Raw genomic sequence first — 16,647 nt, 5'->3', positions numbered from 1 at the left:
TGTCAAAAGCCTCCATAGGCATATTCAATAGCGCGGCTTAATAACGAAAGTGTCCGGCCTGGATCTGCGCCAACAGCTGCCCAGTGACCGGCACATAGCAGTCCGAACCGGGCAACCAGGCGTAGACCGGGTCATTGCCCGCCTTCTCCGGGTCGAACGCCTCTTCCTTGAGCTTCACCTTCTGGTATTTGAACGTACCGGTGGTTTCCATCTTCACCTTGATGCGCAGGAACAGAGGCACCGCGTAGTGTGGCAACTGGCCGTGGGCAAATTGCAGTAACTCACGCATATCCAACGAGGCCAGCGACTCACTCGGGGTGATGGCAACCATCCCGGCGCGGCCATTGGTGTTTTCGATTTCGACACCGTAGGCCACCACTTCAGCGATCTGCGGGTGTTGCAGCAGCACGTTCTCCACTTCGGTGGTGGACACGTTTTCGCCCTTCCAGCGATAGGTATCCCCCAAGCGGTCGACGAATTGCGCATGACCGAAGCCGATGCTGCGCACCAGATCACCGGTATTGAAGTAGCGATCGCCCTTCTCGAACACGTCGGTGAGGATCACCTTACGGTTCTTTTCCGGGTCGGTGTAGCCGTCATAGGGCGACTTTTCATCGATCCTGGCCAGCAACAGACCTTGCCCGCCGGTCTTCACTTTAAGCATGAAGCCGTCGCTGCCACGAACCGGCTCGCCGCTGTCATGGGCGTAGTCCACCAGCGCCCAATGCTGCAGGCAAAAGCCGACGGTGTTGTCGAAATTCAATATGTTGGTGAAGCCGATGTTGCCGTCGCTGGCCGCATACAACTCGCAGACATGCTCAACGCCGTACCGCGCCTTGAACTGCGCCCACACGCCGGGACGCAGGCCATTGCCGACCATCTTGGTCACACGGTGATCGCGGTCGCTGACGTTGGCAGGTTGATCAAGCAGGTAACGGCACAATTCGCCGACATAACCCAGGGTGGTCGCCTTGAACCGGCGAGCGTCATCCCAGAATTGGCTGGCACTGAACTTGCGCCGGATGGCAAACCCCGACGCCCCGACAATCGCCGAGCCCCAGCACACACAGAGACCGGTGGCGTGGTACAGCGGCAAGGTGCAATAGAGGACATCGTCCGGGCCCATGTCCAGAGCGATGCTGCCAAAACTGACGGCGGTCTTGGTCCAGCGGCCATGTTTCATGATGCCGGCCTTGGGCAGGCCCGTAGTGCCGGAGGTGTAGATATAGAAGCAGGGGTCGTTGAAGAAGATCTGCGCGCTGCTCGGCGGGTTATCCACCGGGGCTTCGGTGCTGGCGGCCATCAAGTCGGAGTACCCGTCAGGCAGCGCGCTGGCCTGTTGATCAGCGACAAACCAGGTGCGCTCGGCGGGAATCGCCACTTGATTGCGTACGGCCTCGTAGGCAGCCACCAATTCCGCGCCCACCATGATCGCCGCCGGGCTCACCAGGTTCAGGCTGTGCACCAGCGCCGCCTGGGTCTGCGCCGTATTGAGCATGGCGCAGATACCGCCCAACTTGGCGACGGCCAGCACATTCAACAGCAACTCGGGACGGTTTTCGATGAACATCGCCACCACGTCGCCCTTACGGATGCCCTGAGCATGCAAGTGGTGGGCGATACGGTTGGCCGACTGGTTGACTTCGGTGTAGCTGAGTACGCGGTCGGCGTACAACAACGCGGCGCCATCCGGATTGCGCAGGGTGGCTTGCTCGAAGTGCCAGCCCAGGCCGCAGGGTTGCTGAGGGTCGGTGACGTTGGCGGCACGCATGCCGCGCACTACCCGTGGCAGGGCGCGGACAATAGCGGGCACCTTACGCAGCATCATGCCCCAGGTAATCATGTCGTTTGGCGAATGGTTCATGGGAACGTCCTTTTTCTTATTCTTAGTAAACCTTGCAGGAAAGTACGTCAGCCTCTCTTGGGCTGTACACGCAGGATTTGAAAAGTTTTGTATCCCGATGAACGACCGATGGAAAAAGGAATTTCGCAACGCGGGCGCAGTCTTTAAGGGTAATGGCGCGTCCGTCCAGCCGTGTCGAGCCACGCAAAATGCAGGATGCATGATGGCCATTCATGCAAATTGCACGAAATCGAAAATTTACACTTTTTGTATCTTATTGATTTATAACGACATTTTATAAAATCAATAGCTGGCACAATCACTGCACCTATCACTCCATGCTTGCCAACTTGAGCCAACGGAGCTGATAGACATGAGCCTGATCCAAGATAAATTCGCTTCAGTATTTTCCAACTACGACGTCACCACTCAGCCACGTCCCGACGGTGGCATCCTGTTGACCCTGCGTAACAGCGAAGGCAAGCAGGTCAAGCGTTCGATCTCCTACCAGCAGTTGCACACTGCCGACCAGTTGACTTGGGTGATCAGCGCCATCCGCCGCGACCTGGCTGAACAAGCCAGCGACCTGCCCCAAATTTCGATGCTGCAAAGCCAGAACCGCTTTGCCCTGCCGACTTACCACTCGGCTTAAGCAGCCGATACAGAAAAGGGCCGCGACACCCAGGGTGTCGCGGCCCTTTTTTTGATGCCTTCAGCAAAGCCCCTTGCGCGCCGCTTCGTTCATCGCCTGGACACGGTTACTGACTTCCAACTTGCCGTAGATATTGCGCAGATGGAATTTCACCGTGGCTTCAGACGTGGCGCGTATCTGGCTGATCTCCCACACCGTCTTGCCTTCCGAGGCCCAGCGCAGTATTTCCAGCTCCGTGGGCGTCAAGCGCTTGCCCGCCAGATTAATACGCCGCCTGACTGCGTTGGGCACCAAATACGGGGCCGCTAACGATTTACTTGGGCCTCTCATTAGTTTCTCTCCTTTTTTATTGGCGGACGTCCTATCACCCTTCGGATTCCTCCTATTGACGGATGATATAAACGTGCTTACCGAAGAGAGTTACATAAGGCGTGGGATTAAAGCGTGGCCCCCAGAATAAACAGCAAGGCCCTACACGAGCTTAAGTTTCTTCCCACAACAACTTCCAACGTACGGGGGTTGAAGTTTCTGATGGCTCGCGATTAATCATCCAATCCGGGAAAACGCCGGGCAATATCGTCACCCGTGAACTCCGGAATCCCGCCTTCCGCTGTATTGAATAAACGCAACGCCACAAAGTGCGGGTGCTCGCCCACGTCAAACCAGTGCGCCATACCGGCCGGGATTACCAGCAGGTCGTTTTTCTCACAGCGTACGGCGTATACGTAGTCGCCAATGTGCAGCGCGAACAGGCCCTGGCCGGCGAGGAAAAACCGCGCGTCGTCTTCGCTGTGGCGGCGCTCGTCGAGAAACTGCCCACGTAATTCGGCGTTCTGCGCCTGATCACCGGCGTCCCTCAGCACCTCGACAGCACGGTAGCCGAGGGTATCGATCTGCGCCTGACAGGCGGCGATCAGCTCGGCATCGCTGGCGCCCTTCTCGACCGGCCCGGGCTGCCAGCGCTCGAAACGCACGCCATGCTCGGCCAAGGTGGCGGCGATGTCATCGAAATGGGTCAGGACCTTGTTCGGCGTATCCGATGTAGCGACGGAGTAGACAGCGACATAACTCATTGAAGGGTTCCTTGGTTCTGCTCTTGCAATCGAAAACCGATAATAACGGCGGCCGCCAGGGCGGCGACGCTGGCGATGCTGAAGGTCAGGGTCGGCCCCAACAGGTTCCAGCTATAGCCGGAATACAGGGCGCCCAATGCGCCACCGGTGCCGGCCAACGCTGCATACAGCGCCTGTCCCTGACCTTGTTGCCTGTCGCCAAAACTGCGCTGCACGAAGGCAATCGCCGCCGCATGAAAGCTGCCGAAGGTCGCGGCGTGCATCACCTGCGCCAGCAACAGCACCCAGAAAAACTCGGCAAACGAGCCCAGCAGCAGCCAGCGCAGCGCCGCCAACAGGAAACTCGCCAGCAGCACCCGGCGTACCGAAAACCGCGAGAGGATGCGGCTCATGGCAAGGAACATCAGCACTTCCGCCACCACGCCCAACGCCCACAGCATGCCGATCACACCACGGCTGTAGCCCAGATGTTCGAGGTGCAGGGTGAGAAAGGTGTAATACGGGCCATGACTCATTTGCATCAGCGCCACGCAGGCATAAAACGCCAGAACGCCGGGGCTCCGCAATTGTTTGAGAAAGCCCTCGCCCGCCAGACGATTGCCGTGACTGGCAGGTTGCGCATTCGGCACCCACACGCTGGCGCCGATGATGCCGGCCATGATCACCACGACTACCACTGGGTAGATGTCCAAGCTCAGCCAGTCGAACAGGCGGCCCATGATCACCACGGTGAGAATGAAGCCGATGGAGCCCCACAGGCGGATCTGGCTATAGCGCGAGGTCTGTTTTTGCAGGTGCGCGAGGGTGATCACTTCGAACTGCGGCAGCACCGCGTGCCAGAAGAACGCGTGCAGGGCCATGACCAGCGCGAGCCAGGCATACGTGTGGCTGATGAAGATCAGCGAAAAACTCGCCAGGGTGCACACCGCGCCGAAGCGCACGATGGCCAGGCGCCGGCCGGTGTAGTCACCCAGCCAGCCCCACAGATTGGGCGCCACGCAGCGCATCAGCATGGGGATGGCCACCAGCTCGCCGATGCGCGCGCTGGAGAAGCCCAGGTGGTCGAAGTACAGCGCCAGGAATGGCGCCGTCGCCCCCAGAAGGGCGAAGTAGAACAGATAGAAGCTGGAGAGGCGCCAGTATGGGAGGGCCGGGGTCATGACTGCGGCTGCTTCGCCGCCCAGCGCGAGCCAGCTCGCTCACCACAGCACGCTGGCTCTTTCCAGCAGGTTGTCACAGCTGGCCCAGCACCGGTGTACTCACACGAACATCGGCATTCTGCCCACGGTTGCGCAGCAGGTGGTCCATCAACACGATGGCCATCATTGCTTCAGCGATCGGCGTAGCACGGATGCCGACGCAAGGATCGTGGCGCCCCTTGGTGATCACGTCCACCGGGTTGCCGTGCACATCGATCGAACGGCCCGGCGTGGTGATGCTCGACGTCGCCTTGAGCGCCAGGTGCGCCACAATCGGCTGGCCGGAGGAAATACCACCCAAGATGCCGCCCGCGTTGTTGCTGAGGAAACCTTCCGGGGTCAGCTCGTCGCGGTGTTCGGTGCCGCGCTGGGACACACAGGCAAAGCCGGCGCCAATTTCCACGCCTTTCACCGCGTTGATGCTCATCAGCGCATGGGCCAGTTCAGCGTCGAGGCGGTCGAAGATCGGTTCGCCCAGACCGGGTTTCACGCCTTCGGCGACCACGGTGATCTTGGCACCGACGGAGTCCTGGTCGCGGCGCAACTGGTCCATATAGGCTTCCAATTCAGGCACCTTGTCCGGGTCGGGGCTGAAGAAAGCGTTGTCGTCCACGCTGTCCCAGGTCTTGAACGGGATTTCAATCGGGCCCAGTTGGCTCATGTAGCCGCGGATCACGATGCCCTGGGTGGCCAGGTATTTCTTGGCAATGGCACCTGCCGCCACGCGCATCGCGGTTTCGCGGGCCGAGCTGCGGCCGCCGCCACGGTAATCGCGTTCGCCGTATTTGTGGTGGTAGGTGTAGTCGGCGTGGGCCGGACGGAACAGGTCCTTGATCGCCGAGTAGTCCTTGGACTTCTGGTCGGTGTTGCGGATCAACAGGCCGATGGCACAGCCAGTGGTGCGGCCTTCGAATACGCCGGAGAGGATTTCGACTTCGTCGGGCTCCTGGCGCTGGGTGGTGTGGCGGCTGGTGCCGGGCTTGCGGCGGTCGAGGTCACGCTGCAGGTCTTCCAGGGACAGCTCGAGGCCGGGCGGGCAGCCGTCGACAATGGCGACCAACGCCGGGCCATGGCTTTCGCCCGCGGTGGTGACAGTGAACAGCTTGCCGAAGGTATTGCCGGACATGCAGGGCGCTCCGTGAAATCAGTTGAATCAAGTCAACCGTAATAACTTAAGGCGGCCAGTATACGCAGGCTAACCGAGTAGTTCATCCTCGAAACCTTAGCGGTAGACCTTGGTCCAACCGGCACCTTCCTCATGATGGCGCGATGATGCTGCGAGTACTGCTTTTGACCCTCACCCTGTTTTCCAGCCTTGGCTTCGCCGCCTCCCCTGTGGTGCTGCAACGGCCTATCAGCCTGGACACGGGCAGCGGCGAGCTGTTTGGTTCGCTTTTGCTGCCTAAATCCGAAGAACCCGTACCGGTGGTGCTGATCATCGCCGGCTCCGGCCCCACCGACCGCAACGGCAACAGCGCCGACGGCGCACGCAACGACAGCCTCAAGCGCCTGGCCTGGGTGCTGGCGCGACATAACATCGCCAGCGTGCGCTACGACAAGCGCGGGGTCGCGGCCAGCCTGGCGGCCACCCCCGATGAACGCAACCTGACCCTGGACGCTTACGTCGCAGACGCCGTGGCCTGGGGCAAACTGCTCAAGGCTGACAAACGCCTGGGCCCGCTGATTGTGCTGGGTCATAGCGAAGGTGCGCTGGTGGCCGCCCTCGCCGCGCCGCAACTGGACCCGGCGGGCGTGGTCTCGCTGTCCGGTAGCGCGCGCCCGGTTGATCAAGTCATCCGCCAACAGTTGGCCGATCACCTGCCCCCTGCCCTGCTGCTGCGCAGCAACCAAATTCTTGATCACCTCAAGGCCGGCCAAGTGGATGCGGATGTGCCTGGCCCGCTGGAAGGCATTTTCCGACCCAGTGTGCAGCCGTATCTGATCAGCCTGTTCCGTGCCGATCCGTCGGCGGCCTTTGCAAAGTTGAACATGCCGGCACTGATCATCCAGGGCACCCACGATATTCAGGTCGGCGTGGGCGACGCTCAGCAACTGAAAAAGGCCAAGCCCGACGCGCAGCTTGCAGTGATCGAAGGCATGAACCACGTGATGCGTATCGTGCCCAACGACGTGAAGCAGCAATTGGCCTCCTACAACGACCCGCAACGGCCCCTCGCCGCCGAGCTAGGCAACCGCCTAGTGCGCTTTATCGACGGACTTCAACCCCGTTAAGCGACAATTTGCCTCCAGTCCTGGGGAAAACGGCCGATAAGCCCAGAGTCGACAGTAAAAAGACTGTCGGCTAGCTGGGCTTGGACAGGATCGCGCCGCATGACAACCACTGAAGCAATACCGGAATCCACCGCCGACACCCCGGCTGAACAAACCGAGGCCGTCAACGTGGCGCCCCTGCCGTGGGCGGACGTGCAGGCTGAGCATTTCAAGATGCTGCGCCTGGCGCCCCTGGCCACCGACCGCGCCACGGGCGTGCGGCCGTTGCGGTTCGTGCAGTTCGGCTATGCCGAGCGCCATGACAAACACCGTAGCCTGCTGCGCATGGTCATCCAGTTGCCCGGCCAACGCGTGCGCCGTGAACAGAATCAGCTGGATATCTGGGTCGACCACGATACGCATCGCGTGCACTTTGGCCCTGGTAACAGCCTGGAAATCGAGCCGGCCAACCGTGGCTTGGGCCGCTTCCTCGTCGCCCAAGGCGCAGCGTGGGCGAAAAAGAAGTGGTCGCACTATCGCGTCGACGGCGTCGATCTGGCCAACAAAGATGCGCTGAACGAAGCCACCCGCCTGCGCCGCGATCACTTCCTGCGCATCCAGGGCTTTGATGTGGCCTACGCCGATGTGCAGCACCTGAAAGGTAACGTTCAGCCGGGCAAGGTCAGCAACGTGCTGGACAGTTGGAACACGGAAAAAGTGCAGTTCGTGGAGATTCTGGAAGCGGCGCAGATGCTGCAACAAGCCGAGCAGAACCTGGCGGAACAGGAAGTGAAGCTGCGCAAGGAAGAGGAAAAGGTGATCAAGTTCAAGCGCGAGGACAGCGGGTTGCGCTTTACCATCACTTGCCTGGTGGCGTTTACGGTGTTTCAGGCCGGGTTGTTGATCTGGATTGCGACGCACCGTTAGTGGGCGCAAACGCAATCAAATGTGGGAGCTGGCTTGCCTGCGATAGCAGTAGGTCAGCTCCCACATCTGCTACTGATACACCGCTATCGCAGGCAAGCCAGCGCCCACACTGACCGCGTTCCTACCGTTAAACCTTGGCGGCAAATACTGCCTGATGCTGGCGGCACTGCTCCGCCGTCAACATAAACACCCCATGCCCACCGCGCTGGAAATCAAGCCAGGCAAAATCCACTTCCGGGTACAGCGCCTCGACGTGCACCTGGCTGTTGCCCACTTCAACAATCAGCAGGCCCTTCTCGGTCAGGTGGTCCGCCGCTTCGGCCAGCATGCGCCGCACCAGGTTCAGGCCATCGTCGCCACACGCCAGGCCCAGTTCCGGTTCGTGCTGGTATTCGTCGGGCATGTCGGCGAAGTCTTCGGCATCCACATACGGCGGGTTGGACACGATCAAGTCAAAGCGCTGGCCCGGCAGGCCGTCAAAACCGTCACCCTGCACGGTGTAGACACGCTCGTCGACACCATGGCGCTCGATGTTCTGGTTGGCCACTTCCAAGGCTTCGAAGGACAAATCCCCCAGCACCACTTCGGCGTCCTGGAACTCATAAGCGCAGGCAATGCCGATGCAACCGGAGCCGGCGCACAGGTCGAGGATGCGTGCCGGTGGCTGGGCCAACCAGGGTTCGAAGCGGTTTTCGATCAGTTCGCCAATCGGTGAGCGCGGGATCAGCACGCGCTCATCGACGATAAACGACATGCCGCAGAACCAGGCCTCCCCAATCAGATAAGGCGTCGGCACGCGTTCGTGGATGCGGCGGTGCAGCAAGCGTTGCAGGTGGGCAATTTCCTCTTCTTCCAGGTTGCAGTCGAGGTAGCTGTCGGCGATTTCCCACGGCAAGTGCAACGCGCCGAGCACCAGTTGCCGGGCATCGTCCCAGGCATTGTCGGTGCCATGACCAAAATACAGGTCTTCCCCATGGAAACGGCTGACAGCCCAACGGATATGGTCGCGCAAGGTGCGCAGGCGGGAAGAAGTGGTCACGGGGGCAAGCTCCTGGAAAAAACGACTGGCGATTCTAACAGCCTTCACCTGTACCGACGATGTACGGAAACCCGTCGCCATCCGTCGGATTTCATCCAAATTGCCATCATTGTGGTAAACAGGCCCACCTCTTGACATGGCTGCACGCCAACAACGGCGTACCTTACGATGGTAGCGATTCACAGAACCGCTCAGCCAGTGGACAATGTCGCAAAAGCCCCCCTCACAGGAGCCCCAGAATGTCCGTTCCAAAGACGATGTTTCAACTCAGCGGTCGTGGTTACGCAGCGGCGAACCTCAGCCATGCGACCCTCGTGATCATCGACGCCCAGAAGGAATACCTCAGCGGCCCCCTCGCCCTCTCGGGCATGGACGCGGCTGTCGGCAACATCAAGCAACTTGTGTCAGCCGCACGCAACGCCGGGCGGCCGATCGTGCATGTCCGTCACCTAGGCACCGTTGGCGGCCTGTTCGACCCGCAGGGTGAGCGCGGCGAATTCATTCCCGGCCTTGAGCCTGAAGGCGACGAAACCATCATCGGCAAGCTGCTGCCCAGCGCCTTTCACGGCACAGGCCTGGAAAAACACTTGCAGGACCTCGGTTCCCTGGACTTGATCGTTTGCGGCTTCATGAGCCACTCCAGCGTCAGCACCACGGTGCGCGCGGCCAAGAACCTGGGCTTTCGCTGCACCCTGGTGGAAGACGCCTGCGCGACCCGCGACCTGCCTTACAAAGGCGGCATCCTCAGCGCCGAACACGTGCAGCAGACTGAAATGGCCATCATGGCCGACAACTTCGCCACCCTGGCGTTGACCAAAGATCTGATCTGATCGACCTTCTGATGAGCGGCGCGGCAATGTTTATTGCCCCGCTCATCCGCAAAGCCCTTTCATTTGGCGCATTTACCCCTCCCCCCGGAACAACCTGTGTATTGTCCGGTCGAAGGGCCGATACCCTGGAGGAAAGGTCGGAATGAAGATATCCGATGGTTTTGATGCTCGTCGCTTGCGCCCCAAGGGCCCGAGCAACTGGCGTCTGCGCCTGGTGGCCGGCATTGCCGCGCTGCTGGCGATAGTTGGTTTGCTGTTGGCCGGCGCTGGTGGCGCGGGTCTGTTTGGTCACTCGCCCGCGCTCGGCGAGCTGAATGCCAGCCCAGGTGGCTCGGCGATTCTGTTGGCGATCGGGCTGTTGGTGCTGTGGTTGGGCGTATGGTTATGGCGACGCAGCCGTCGGAAAATGCGTCAGCCGTTGTCGCTGAATATCGCTTCACACCTGATGAAAAAGCACGACTGATGGCGCTTGGATAGCGTTTCCTGCGCCCTGGCCGCCGCGATTTAGGTAAACTGCCCGCCCTTCGCGGAGGCCAACATGCAAGACGACGATTTTTCCCTGTTCAAAAACGAGCTGCGCGGCGTCAAGCCGATCAAGCACGACCGCGCCGACACCGGCAAACCCAAGGCCGACCGGGCGCAGATCGCCAAACTGCGCCAGGCCGCGACTGTGCGCACCGAGGCCACCACCGTGGATGGCCTGTCGGACCAGTTCGTCATCGATGTCGGCCCCGAAGATGAGCTGATGTGGGCCCGTGATGGCGTGCAGGAAAGCCAGATGCGCAAGCTCAAGGCCGCCCAGATCCCGTTCGAAGGCAGCCTCGACCTGCATGGCATGAGCGTGGAGAAAGCCCGGGAAACCCTGTGGGCCTTCCTCGCCGAAGCCACCCGATTCGAAATCCGCTGTGTACGCGTCACCCACGGCAAGGCCGTGCGGCTGGACGGCAAGCGGCCGATGATCAAAAGCCACGTCAACACCTGGCTGCGCCAGCATGCCCAGGTGCTCGGCTTTACCTCATGCCAAGCCCGCCACGGCGGCGCGGGGGCAGTGTATGTCATGCTCAAACGCACCATGATGGAAGGGCGCGACGAGTAACAAGTGCCATCGTCAGGCTTGCAGCGATGTGCCCGTCACCGTAACCTTGCGCTTTGCGAAAATCCCACAGGTAGTTTCATGTCCCTGGAACAGAATTACACGGCGATCCTCGGCCAACTCGGCGAGGACGTTTCCCGCGAGGGCCTGCTCGACACGCCAAAGCGTGCCGCCAAGGCGATGCAGTACCTCTGCCGCGGTTATGAGCAGACACTGGAAGAAGTCACCAACGGTGCCTTGTTCAGCTCTGACAACAGCGAAATGGTGCTGGTCAAGGACATCGAGTTGTACTCGCTGTGCGAACACCACCTGCTGCCGTTCATCGGCAAGGCGCACGTAGCCTATATCCCAAGCGGCAAGGTGCTGGGCCTGTCAAAGGTTGCGCGGATTGTCGACATGTATGCCCGCCGCCTGCAGATCCAGGAAAACCTTAGCCGCCAGATCGCCGATGCCGTGTTGCAAGTGACCGGTGCCCTGGGCGTGGCCGTGGTGATCGAAGCCAAGCACATGTGCATGATGATGCGCGGTGTGGAGAAACAGAATTCGTCGATGATCACGTCGGTGATGCTGGGTGAATTCCGCGAAAACGCGGCCACCCGCAGCGAATTCCTCAGCCTGATCAAGTAACAGGCTGAGTACGAAAAAGCCGGCGTTCATCGCCGGTTTTTTTTCGCCCGCAAAATTGAGGTAAGCTGCGGCCCCTTCTTCATGGGCAAGAGGTTTCAGCCATGTTCGTCAAAGCACTTCGAGTGGGCCTCGGCCACGTCATCATCGCGGGCGACTTTCTTACCCGCCCTCGCAAAAAACAGCGTTCCGCCGAGCAACAGGCACAGGTGAACGCAGCGGCCAAGGAACTGACCCTGTATCAGTTCCACGCCTGCCCGTTCTGTGTGAAGACCCGCCGCACCTTGCACCGCCTGAATGTGCCCGTCGCGCTGAAAGATGCGAAGAACAACGAACAGGCCCGCCAGACCCTGCTAGAGCAAGGTGGCAAGATCAAGGTGCCGTGCCTGCGTATCGAAGAGAATGGCCAGACCACCTGGATGTATGACTCCAAGGTGATCATTGATTATCTGGACAAGCGCTTCGCTGCGGTCTGACAGGCTTACGCCGCTTCCACATTTAGTTCAGTCTTGCCAAATCAAGATCGAGTAACGCCGAGCCCAGGCACTTGCCATGGGCATCCAGCGCCAGCGAACGGGTGACCCCACCGCGCAGGATGCCCGGCAGTACGAAGTTCAGGGCCTGCACGTTCGGCAATTCATAGCGCCGCACAGGCGCCGCCCCAGGCTCCCGCAACCCCGCGAAAAACTCGGCCACGCGCTCGGCCGTCAACTGTTCGCACAGCAGTGGGTAATCCTCGGCACGGTAGGCAATGATCGAGATATTCGACGTATCGCCCTTATCCCCAGTACGGGAATGGGCCAGCGTGTGCAATTTCATGCTTCGATCCTCGGATTGACCTTATCGCGCGGTAGCAACAACGACGCCACCGCCACCACCTGACGTACGCTTTTGCTCGCGCCGCCGCCGCCCGACGGGCCGTTGGTGTAAAGGGTTTCCACTTCATTGCCCACCCGCACCGCCTCGCCGCGATCGTCACAGCGCGCTGCCACGCGCAGGCGTACTTCCCAGGGCTCGACCGTGCTGCGTGGGCCGTGGAGCGAGTCCATGCCGATCAGTTCGGCACGCACGTCCTGCATCTTCACGCCCATTAACTCAAGCCGCTTGAGGACGACATCCCGCGCCAGCTGCGCCCGTGCGACAGCACCGGGGCCGCCGTAGGACATCTGCCCCTCACCAATCCAACCGTCCAGATAGCCGACGCTGACCTTCAACTTTTCGGGGCGTGCACGGCCGTCCGCACCTTGGGCACGCACGCGATCAGTACTTTCCTCAACAAAGCCCACTCGAGAGAAATCGGCCGTCACGTCAGGCGTGAGGTACGCCGCCGGGTCATGCACTTCATAGATAAGCTGCTCAGTGCAGGTTGCGCCGCTGACCCGCCCGCCGGATCCGGCCACCTTGGTAATCAAGGCTTCACCCTCTGCGTCAATCTCGGCCAGGGGGAAACCCAGGCGCGCCAGGTCCTCCACATCCTTGAAGCCAGGGTCTGCAAAATAGCCACCGCTGACTTGCCCGGCGCATTCAAGCAAATGCCCCACCAACGTGCCACGCCCCAGGCGCTGCCAATCGTCCGCGGCCCAACCGAATTCAAACATCTGCGGTGCCAGGAACAGCGAAGGGTCAGCCACGCGCCCGGTGATTACCACGTCCGCATCCGCGCGCAGCGCCTGCAGAATGCCGTCGACGCCCAAATAGGCATTCGCGGAAATCAGCCGCTCGCCAAGGGACTCGACGGTCTGGCCGTTATCCAGCAAACACTCGGGCCGCAACGCCTTCAACACATCATCGCCGACGACCGCAACCACCTTCAGATCAAGGCTCAGTTCCTTAGCTATTCGACGCACCTCACTGGCGGCCGACACCGGATTGGCCGCGCCCATATTAGTGATCACCCGCAAGCGACGGCGGCCGTCCTTTTCGCCAACAAAGGGCAGCACGCGGCGCATGCGTTCACTCAGCAGCGGATCGTAGCCACCGTCTGGATCGTTGATCCGCGCCTGTTGCGCCAAGGCAATCGTTCTTTCGGCCAGGCACTCGAACACGAGGTAATCCAGGTCGCCCTGCTCGGCCAGTTCCACGGCAGGTTCGATACGGTCGCCGGAATAGCCGGCGCCGGAGCCGATGCGCAAGGTTTTCATCTCAAATAACTCCCAGGAGCAACGCCGTCAGGGTCATCAACACCGACGCGGCGAACAGAAACGGAATGGTGAAGCGCTGGTGATCGGCCAGTTCGATCTTGCACAGGCCCACCAACAGGAAGGTCGCGGGCGTCAGCGGGCTGACGGGGAAGCCGGTGGTGTGCACACCGAGCAACGAGGCCTGGGCCACTTGCAGGGGGTCGACGCCCAAGGCTTTGCCGACTTCGGCGATCACCGGCATCACGCCGAAATAGTAGGAATCGGGGTCGAACAACATGCTCAACGGCATGGAAATGAAACCCACCACCGCAGGAATCAACTTGCCGTGGCCGGCGGGAATCTGCGCCACCGCCACTTCGGCAATCGCCTTGAGCATGCCGGTGCCCTGCATGATGCCGGTGAACACCCCGGCGGCGAGCAGGATGCTGGCCATGGTCAGGGCGGTCTTGGCATGGGCATCGATGCGGGCGCGCTGGGCGTCGACGTTCGGGTAGTTGATGCACAGCGCCACCACGGTGCCGAGCATGAACATCACCACCGGGTCGACCCAGCCGGCAATCATCACCACCATCACCAGCACGGTCAGGATCAGGTTGACCCAGAACAGGCGCGGGCGACGCAGCTTGATATCGTCGTCACTGAGTACTCGCTGGGGCACTGCATCCACAGTGGAGCCGGCGCCGAGGCCCAGGCGTTTTTCTTCGCGACGGCCCAGCCACCAGGCACAGGCGAAAACGAAGATCAGGCCGACGATCTGCACCGGGATCAGCGGTTGGAACAGGTCTGCCACCGGCACGTGCAGGGCGGCCGACGAACGCAACACCGGACCGGTCCACGGCAAGAAGTTGACCCCGGCCGCCATCGCGCAGACACAGGCAAGGATGCGTTTATCGATGCCCAGCCGTGTATAGAGCGGCAGCATCGCCGGCACCGTCACCAGAAAAGTCACTGCGCCGGAGCCGTCCAGGTGCACCAGCAACGCCAGGGTCGCGGTACCCACGACAATGCGTGTAGGACGCGTCCCTACCGTGCGCAGGATGCGATCGATGATGGGGTCGAGCATGCCGGCATCGGTCATGATCCCGAAAAACAGGATCGCGAACACAAACATGCCCACGACAGGGGCGACGTTCTTGATACCGGTGATGATGAAAGCGCTGGTTTGCAGGCCGAACCCGCCGAGCAACGCGGCGATGATCGGCAGTGCGATCAGGGCCACCAGGGGCGAGAGGCGTTTGCTCATGACGGCAGCGAGCAGGCACAGGATGGTAATGACACCCAGGGTAGCGAGCATGGGTTACTCCAGAGCGGCCTTGATAGCCGGTTATTGTTTTACCCGGAGTATTGGAAGCGGGTTAGTCTTTGTAAATTGCAATATTCACCAGCTAGTGTTCGGAAAAACAAAATGAAGAACAGTATCCAACACATTCAAGCGTTTCTGGCGGTGGCCCGCACGGGCAGTTTCACCAAGGCAGCCAATGAGATGCATCTGTCGCCTTCTGCACTGACCGTGCAGGTGCAACAACTGGAGGATTGGCTCGGCGTCGCCCTGCTCGACCGCAGCCCGCGCCATGTCAGCATCACCGCCGCCGGCCAGGACGCGCGCGGCCCCATGGAAAAACTGCTGCTGGACCTGGACAACATCGTCACCGGCTCCCGCGACCTGGCCGCCCTGCGTCGAGGCGTGGTCACAATCGCCGCGCTGCCTTCGGTATGTGCCGGCGCTTTGCCGCCGGTTCTACGCTTGTTTCGCGAACGCTTTGCCGGGATCGAGGTGCGCCTGCATGATCTGGTGGCCCATCGCATTCACGCTCAAGTGCGTTCCGGCGAGGTGGATTTTGGTATCGGCGTGCGCGCACGGCTCAGTCATGGCCTGGAATTCGTGCCGGTGCTGAATGATCGCTTGTGCGCGTTTGTACCGCTGGATCATCCCCTCACCCGCTTTCCCCAACTGACCCTGGAGCAGTTGGCGGACCAGCCGATCATCCTCACCGGTCGCGACAGCAGTGTGCGCGAGCAGGTGGATGCGTTGTTTGACCAGACACGACTGACCCTGAACGCAGGCATGGAGGCCAACTACATGTCGACGGTGTTGGCGCTGGTGCGCCAGGGGCTGGGGATCAGTGTTCTGCCGGAATCGGCGGCGGACAGCCTGGAGGGATTGAAGCGCATCAACATCGAGCATCCCGGCGTGAACCGGGAAATCGGCTTGATCAGTCGGAGCGGGATGGGGCTGAGCCCCGCAGCGCAACGCTGCTTCGATCTGCTGCACGACGAACTACCTGACACACCCTTGAGCTAAATGTGGGAGCGGGCTTGCTCGCGAATGCGGTGCGTCAGTCGAATCATCAGTGACTGACACACTGCATTCGCGAGCAAGCGCGCTCCCACATTTCGACCCCGTTATCAGTCCAGCATCGGCACATACTTCGGATGGCTGGCTACCCGCGCCATCCACGCCTGCACACCCGGATAGGCGTCCAGGTCAAAACCACCTTGATGGGCCACATGGGTGTAGGCATACAAGGCCACGTCGGCGATGGAGAACTGATCGCCCACCAGGTACGGCGTCAACTGCAACTGGCGCTCCATGACCTTCAGCGCTTTGTAACCGCCCTTGTGCAGCTTCTTGTATTCCTCCAGACGCTCCTGGGGAAGCCCCAGGTAAAACTGGATAAACCGCGCTACCGCAATGTACGGCTCATGGCTGTACTGCTCGAAGAACTGCCACTGCAGCACTTGGGTGCGCAGGCGCGGCTCGGACGGCAGAAACTCACTGCCATCGGCCAGGAAGTTGAGGATCGCGTTGGACTCCCACAGGCAAGTGCCGTCTTCCAGTTCCAGCACCGGGATCTTGCCGTTGGGGTTCTTCGCCAGGAATTCGGCGGTCTGGGTGTCACCCTTGAGGATGTCCACATCCACCCATTGATACGGGATGCCCAGCAGGCTGAGCATCAATTTGATCTTGTAGCAGTTGCCCGATTTGTAATCGCCATAAACCTTGTACATGGGGCT

At 60.8% G+C, this 16,647-nt stretch carries 19 protein-coding genes; 9 read left to right on the top strand and 10 right to left on the bottom strand.

Annotated features, from left to right (window positions below; all coding sequences use genetic code 11):
* Nucleotides 1–37 precede the first annotated feature (37 nt).
* The gene (locus BMZ57_RS02225; protein WP_069672410.1) at nt 38–1,864 is read right to left on the bottom strand and encodes a long-chain-acyl-CoA synthetase; all 1,827 of its coding nucleotides are present in this window, start codon (nt 1,862–1,864) and stop codon (nt 38–40) included.
* 352 nt (nt 1,865–2,216) lie between these two features.
* Between BMZ57_RS02225 and BMZ57_RS02220 the strand changes: the two genes are divergently transcribed.
* Nucleotides 2,217–2,495: a DUF3509 domain-containing protein gene (locus BMZ57_RS02220; RefSeq protein WP_010208870.1), complete on the top strand. Its 279-nt coding sequence runs from the start codon at nt 2,217–2,219 to the stop codon at nt 2,493–2,495.
* 60 nt (nt 2,496–2,555) lie between these two features.
* Here BMZ57_RS02220 and BMZ57_RS02215 read toward each other — a convergent pair whose 3' ends face one another.
* From BMZ57_RS02215 to aroC, 4 genes are all read right to left on the bottom strand, one after another.
* The gene (locus BMZ57_RS02215; protein WP_010208869.1) at nt 2,556–2,825 is read right to left on the bottom strand and encodes a response regulator transcription factor; all 270 of its coding nucleotides are present in this window, start codon (nt 2,823–2,825) and stop codon (nt 2,556–2,558) included.
* A 212-nt stretch (nt 2,826–3,037) separates the two neighbouring features.
* On the bottom strand, nt 3,038–3,568 hold the full coding sequence (locus BMZ57_RS02210; protein ID WP_069672409.1) for an acireductone dioxygenase: 531 nt from the start codon (nt 3,566–3,568) through the stop codon (nt 3,038–3,040).
* On the bottom strand, nt 3,565–4,728 hold the full coding sequence (locus tag BMZ57_RS02205; protein WP_010208867.1) for an MFS transporter: 1,164 nt from the start codon (nt 4,726–4,728) through the stop codon (nt 3,565–3,567). The genes BMZ57_RS02210 and BMZ57_RS02205 overlap by 4 nt, the downstream gene beginning before the upstream one ends.
* A 73-nt stretch (nt 4,729–4,801) precedes the next feature.
* Complete coding sequence (gene aroC, locus BMZ57_RS02200) at nt 4,802–5,893, bottom strand: chorismate synthase (RefSeq protein WP_010208866.1); 1,092 nt, start codon at nt 5,891–5,893, stop codon at nt 4,802–4,804.
* A gap of 143 nt (nt 5,894–6,036) precedes the next feature.
* Here aroC and BMZ57_RS02195 point away from each other — a divergent pair, with 143 nt between their 5' ends.
* Together BMZ57_RS02195 and BMZ57_RS02190 are read left to right on the top strand one after the other, a co-directional pair.
* Nucleotides 6,037–6,999 carry an alpha/beta hydrolase gene (locus tag BMZ57_RS02195; RefSeq protein WP_069672408.1) on the top strand — a complete coding sequence of 321 codons (963 nt, stop codon included), beginning with the start codon at nt 6,037–6,039 and terminating at the stop codon, nt 6,997–6,999.
* Nucleotides 7,000–7,098: 99 nt separating this feature from the next.
* Entirely contained in the window at nt 7,099–7,905 is an 807-nt protein-coding gene (locus BMZ57_RS02190; RefSeq protein ID WP_069672407.1) for a hypothetical protein, read from the top strand.
* A gap of 127 nt (nt 7,906–8,032) precedes the next feature.
* Here BMZ57_RS02190 and prmB read toward each other — a convergent pair whose 3' ends face one another.
* Complete coding sequence (prmB, locus tag BMZ57_RS02185; protein WP_069672406.1) at nt 8,033–8,944, bottom strand: 50S ribosomal protein L3 N(5)-glutamine methyltransferase; 912 nt, start codon at nt 8,942–8,944, stop codon at nt 8,033–8,035.
* A 239-nt stretch (nt 8,945–9,183) separates the two neighbouring features.
* Here prmB and BMZ57_RS02180 point away from each other — a divergent pair, with 239 nt between their 5' ends.
* From BMZ57_RS02180 to BMZ57_RS02160, 5 genes are all read left to right on the top strand, one after another.
* Complete coding sequence (locus BMZ57_RS02180) at nt 9,184–9,774, top strand: cysteine hydrolase family protein (RefSeq protein WP_010208860.1); 591 nt, start codon at nt 9,184–9,186, stop codon at nt 9,772–9,774.
* Between the two features lie 142 nt (nt 9,775–9,916).
* Nucleotides 9,917–10,237 (top strand): hypothetical protein, encoded by a 321-nt coding sequence (locus BMZ57_RS02175; RefSeq protein WP_010208859.1) that lies wholly within the window; start codon nt 9,917–9,919, stop codon nt 10,235–10,237.
* Between the two features lie 75 nt (nt 10,238–10,312).
* Nucleotides 10,313–10,870 (top strand): Smr/MutS family protein, encoded by a 558-nt coding sequence (locus BMZ57_RS02170; protein WP_042571845.1) that lies wholly within the window; start codon nt 10,313–10,315, stop codon nt 10,868–10,870.
* Nucleotides 10,871–10,948: 78 nt separating this feature from the next.
* A complete protein-coding gene (folE, locus tag BMZ57_RS02165; RefSeq protein WP_003236739.1) occupies nt 10,949–11,494 on the top strand; it encodes a GTP cyclohydrolase I FolE in 546 nt (181 codons plus the stop codon).
* Between the two features lie 101 nt (nt 11,495–11,595).
* Nucleotides 11,596–11,967 carry a glutathione S-transferase N-terminal domain-containing protein gene (locus BMZ57_RS02160; protein WP_010208853.1) on the top strand — a complete coding sequence of 124 codons (372 nt, stop codon included), beginning with the start codon at nt 11,596–11,598 and terminating at the stop codon, nt 11,965–11,967.
* A gap of 22 nt (nt 11,968–11,989) precedes the next feature.
* Here BMZ57_RS02160 and BMZ57_RS02155 read toward each other — a convergent pair whose 3' ends face one another.
* Genes BMZ57_RS02155 through BMZ57_RS02145 form a run of 3 tightly spaced genes read right to left on the bottom strand, consistent with a single transcriptional unit; the run spans nt 11,990 to nt 14,926 of the window.
* Nucleotides 11,990–12,310 carry an AtuA-related protein gene (locus BMZ57_RS02155; protein WP_010208852.1) on the bottom strand — a complete coding sequence of 107 codons (321 nt, stop codon included), beginning with the start codon at nt 12,308–12,310 and terminating at the stop codon, nt 11,990–11,992.
* Nucleotides 12,307–13,632, bottom strand: coding sequence for an acyclic terpene utilization AtuA family protein (locus BMZ57_RS02150; RefSeq protein ID WP_021490802.1), 1,326 nt, complete (start codon nt 13,630–13,632; stop codon nt 12,307–12,309). Before BMZ57_RS02150 ends, BMZ57_RS02155 begins: the two co-directional genes overlap by 4 nt.
* 1 nt (nt 13,633) lies before the next feature.
* A complete protein-coding gene (locus BMZ57_RS02145) occupies nt 13,634–14,926 on the bottom strand; it encodes a CitMHS family transporter (protein WP_016976366.1) in 1,293 nt (430 codons plus the stop codon).
* Between the two features lie 111 nt (nt 14,927–15,037).
* Between BMZ57_RS02145 and BMZ57_RS02140 the strand changes: the two genes are divergently transcribed.
* Complete coding sequence (locus tag BMZ57_RS02140; protein ID WP_069672405.1) at nt 15,038–15,934, top strand: LysR family transcriptional regulator; 897 nt, start codon at nt 15,038–15,040, stop codon at nt 15,932–15,934.
* Nucleotides 15,935–16,038: 104 nt separating this feature from the next.
* Here the strand turns inward: BMZ57_RS02140 and BMZ57_RS02135 are convergent, their stop codons facing one another.
* A complete protein-coding gene (locus BMZ57_RS02135) occupies nt 16,039–16,641 on the bottom strand; it encodes a glutathione S-transferase family protein (protein WP_021490803.1) in 603 nt (200 codons plus the stop codon).
* Between the last annotated feature and the right edge of the window lie 6 nt (nt 16,642–16,647).

The sequence above is a fragment of the Pseudomonas simiae genome (assembly GCF_900111895.1).
Taxonomy (GTDB): domain Bacteria; phylum Pseudomonadota; class Gammaproteobacteria; order Pseudomonadales; family Pseudomonadaceae; genus Aquipseudomonas; species Aquipseudomonas simiae.
Note: the sequence above shows the minus strand (reverse complement) of the source record. Positions and strands in the feature narration are given on the sequence as shown.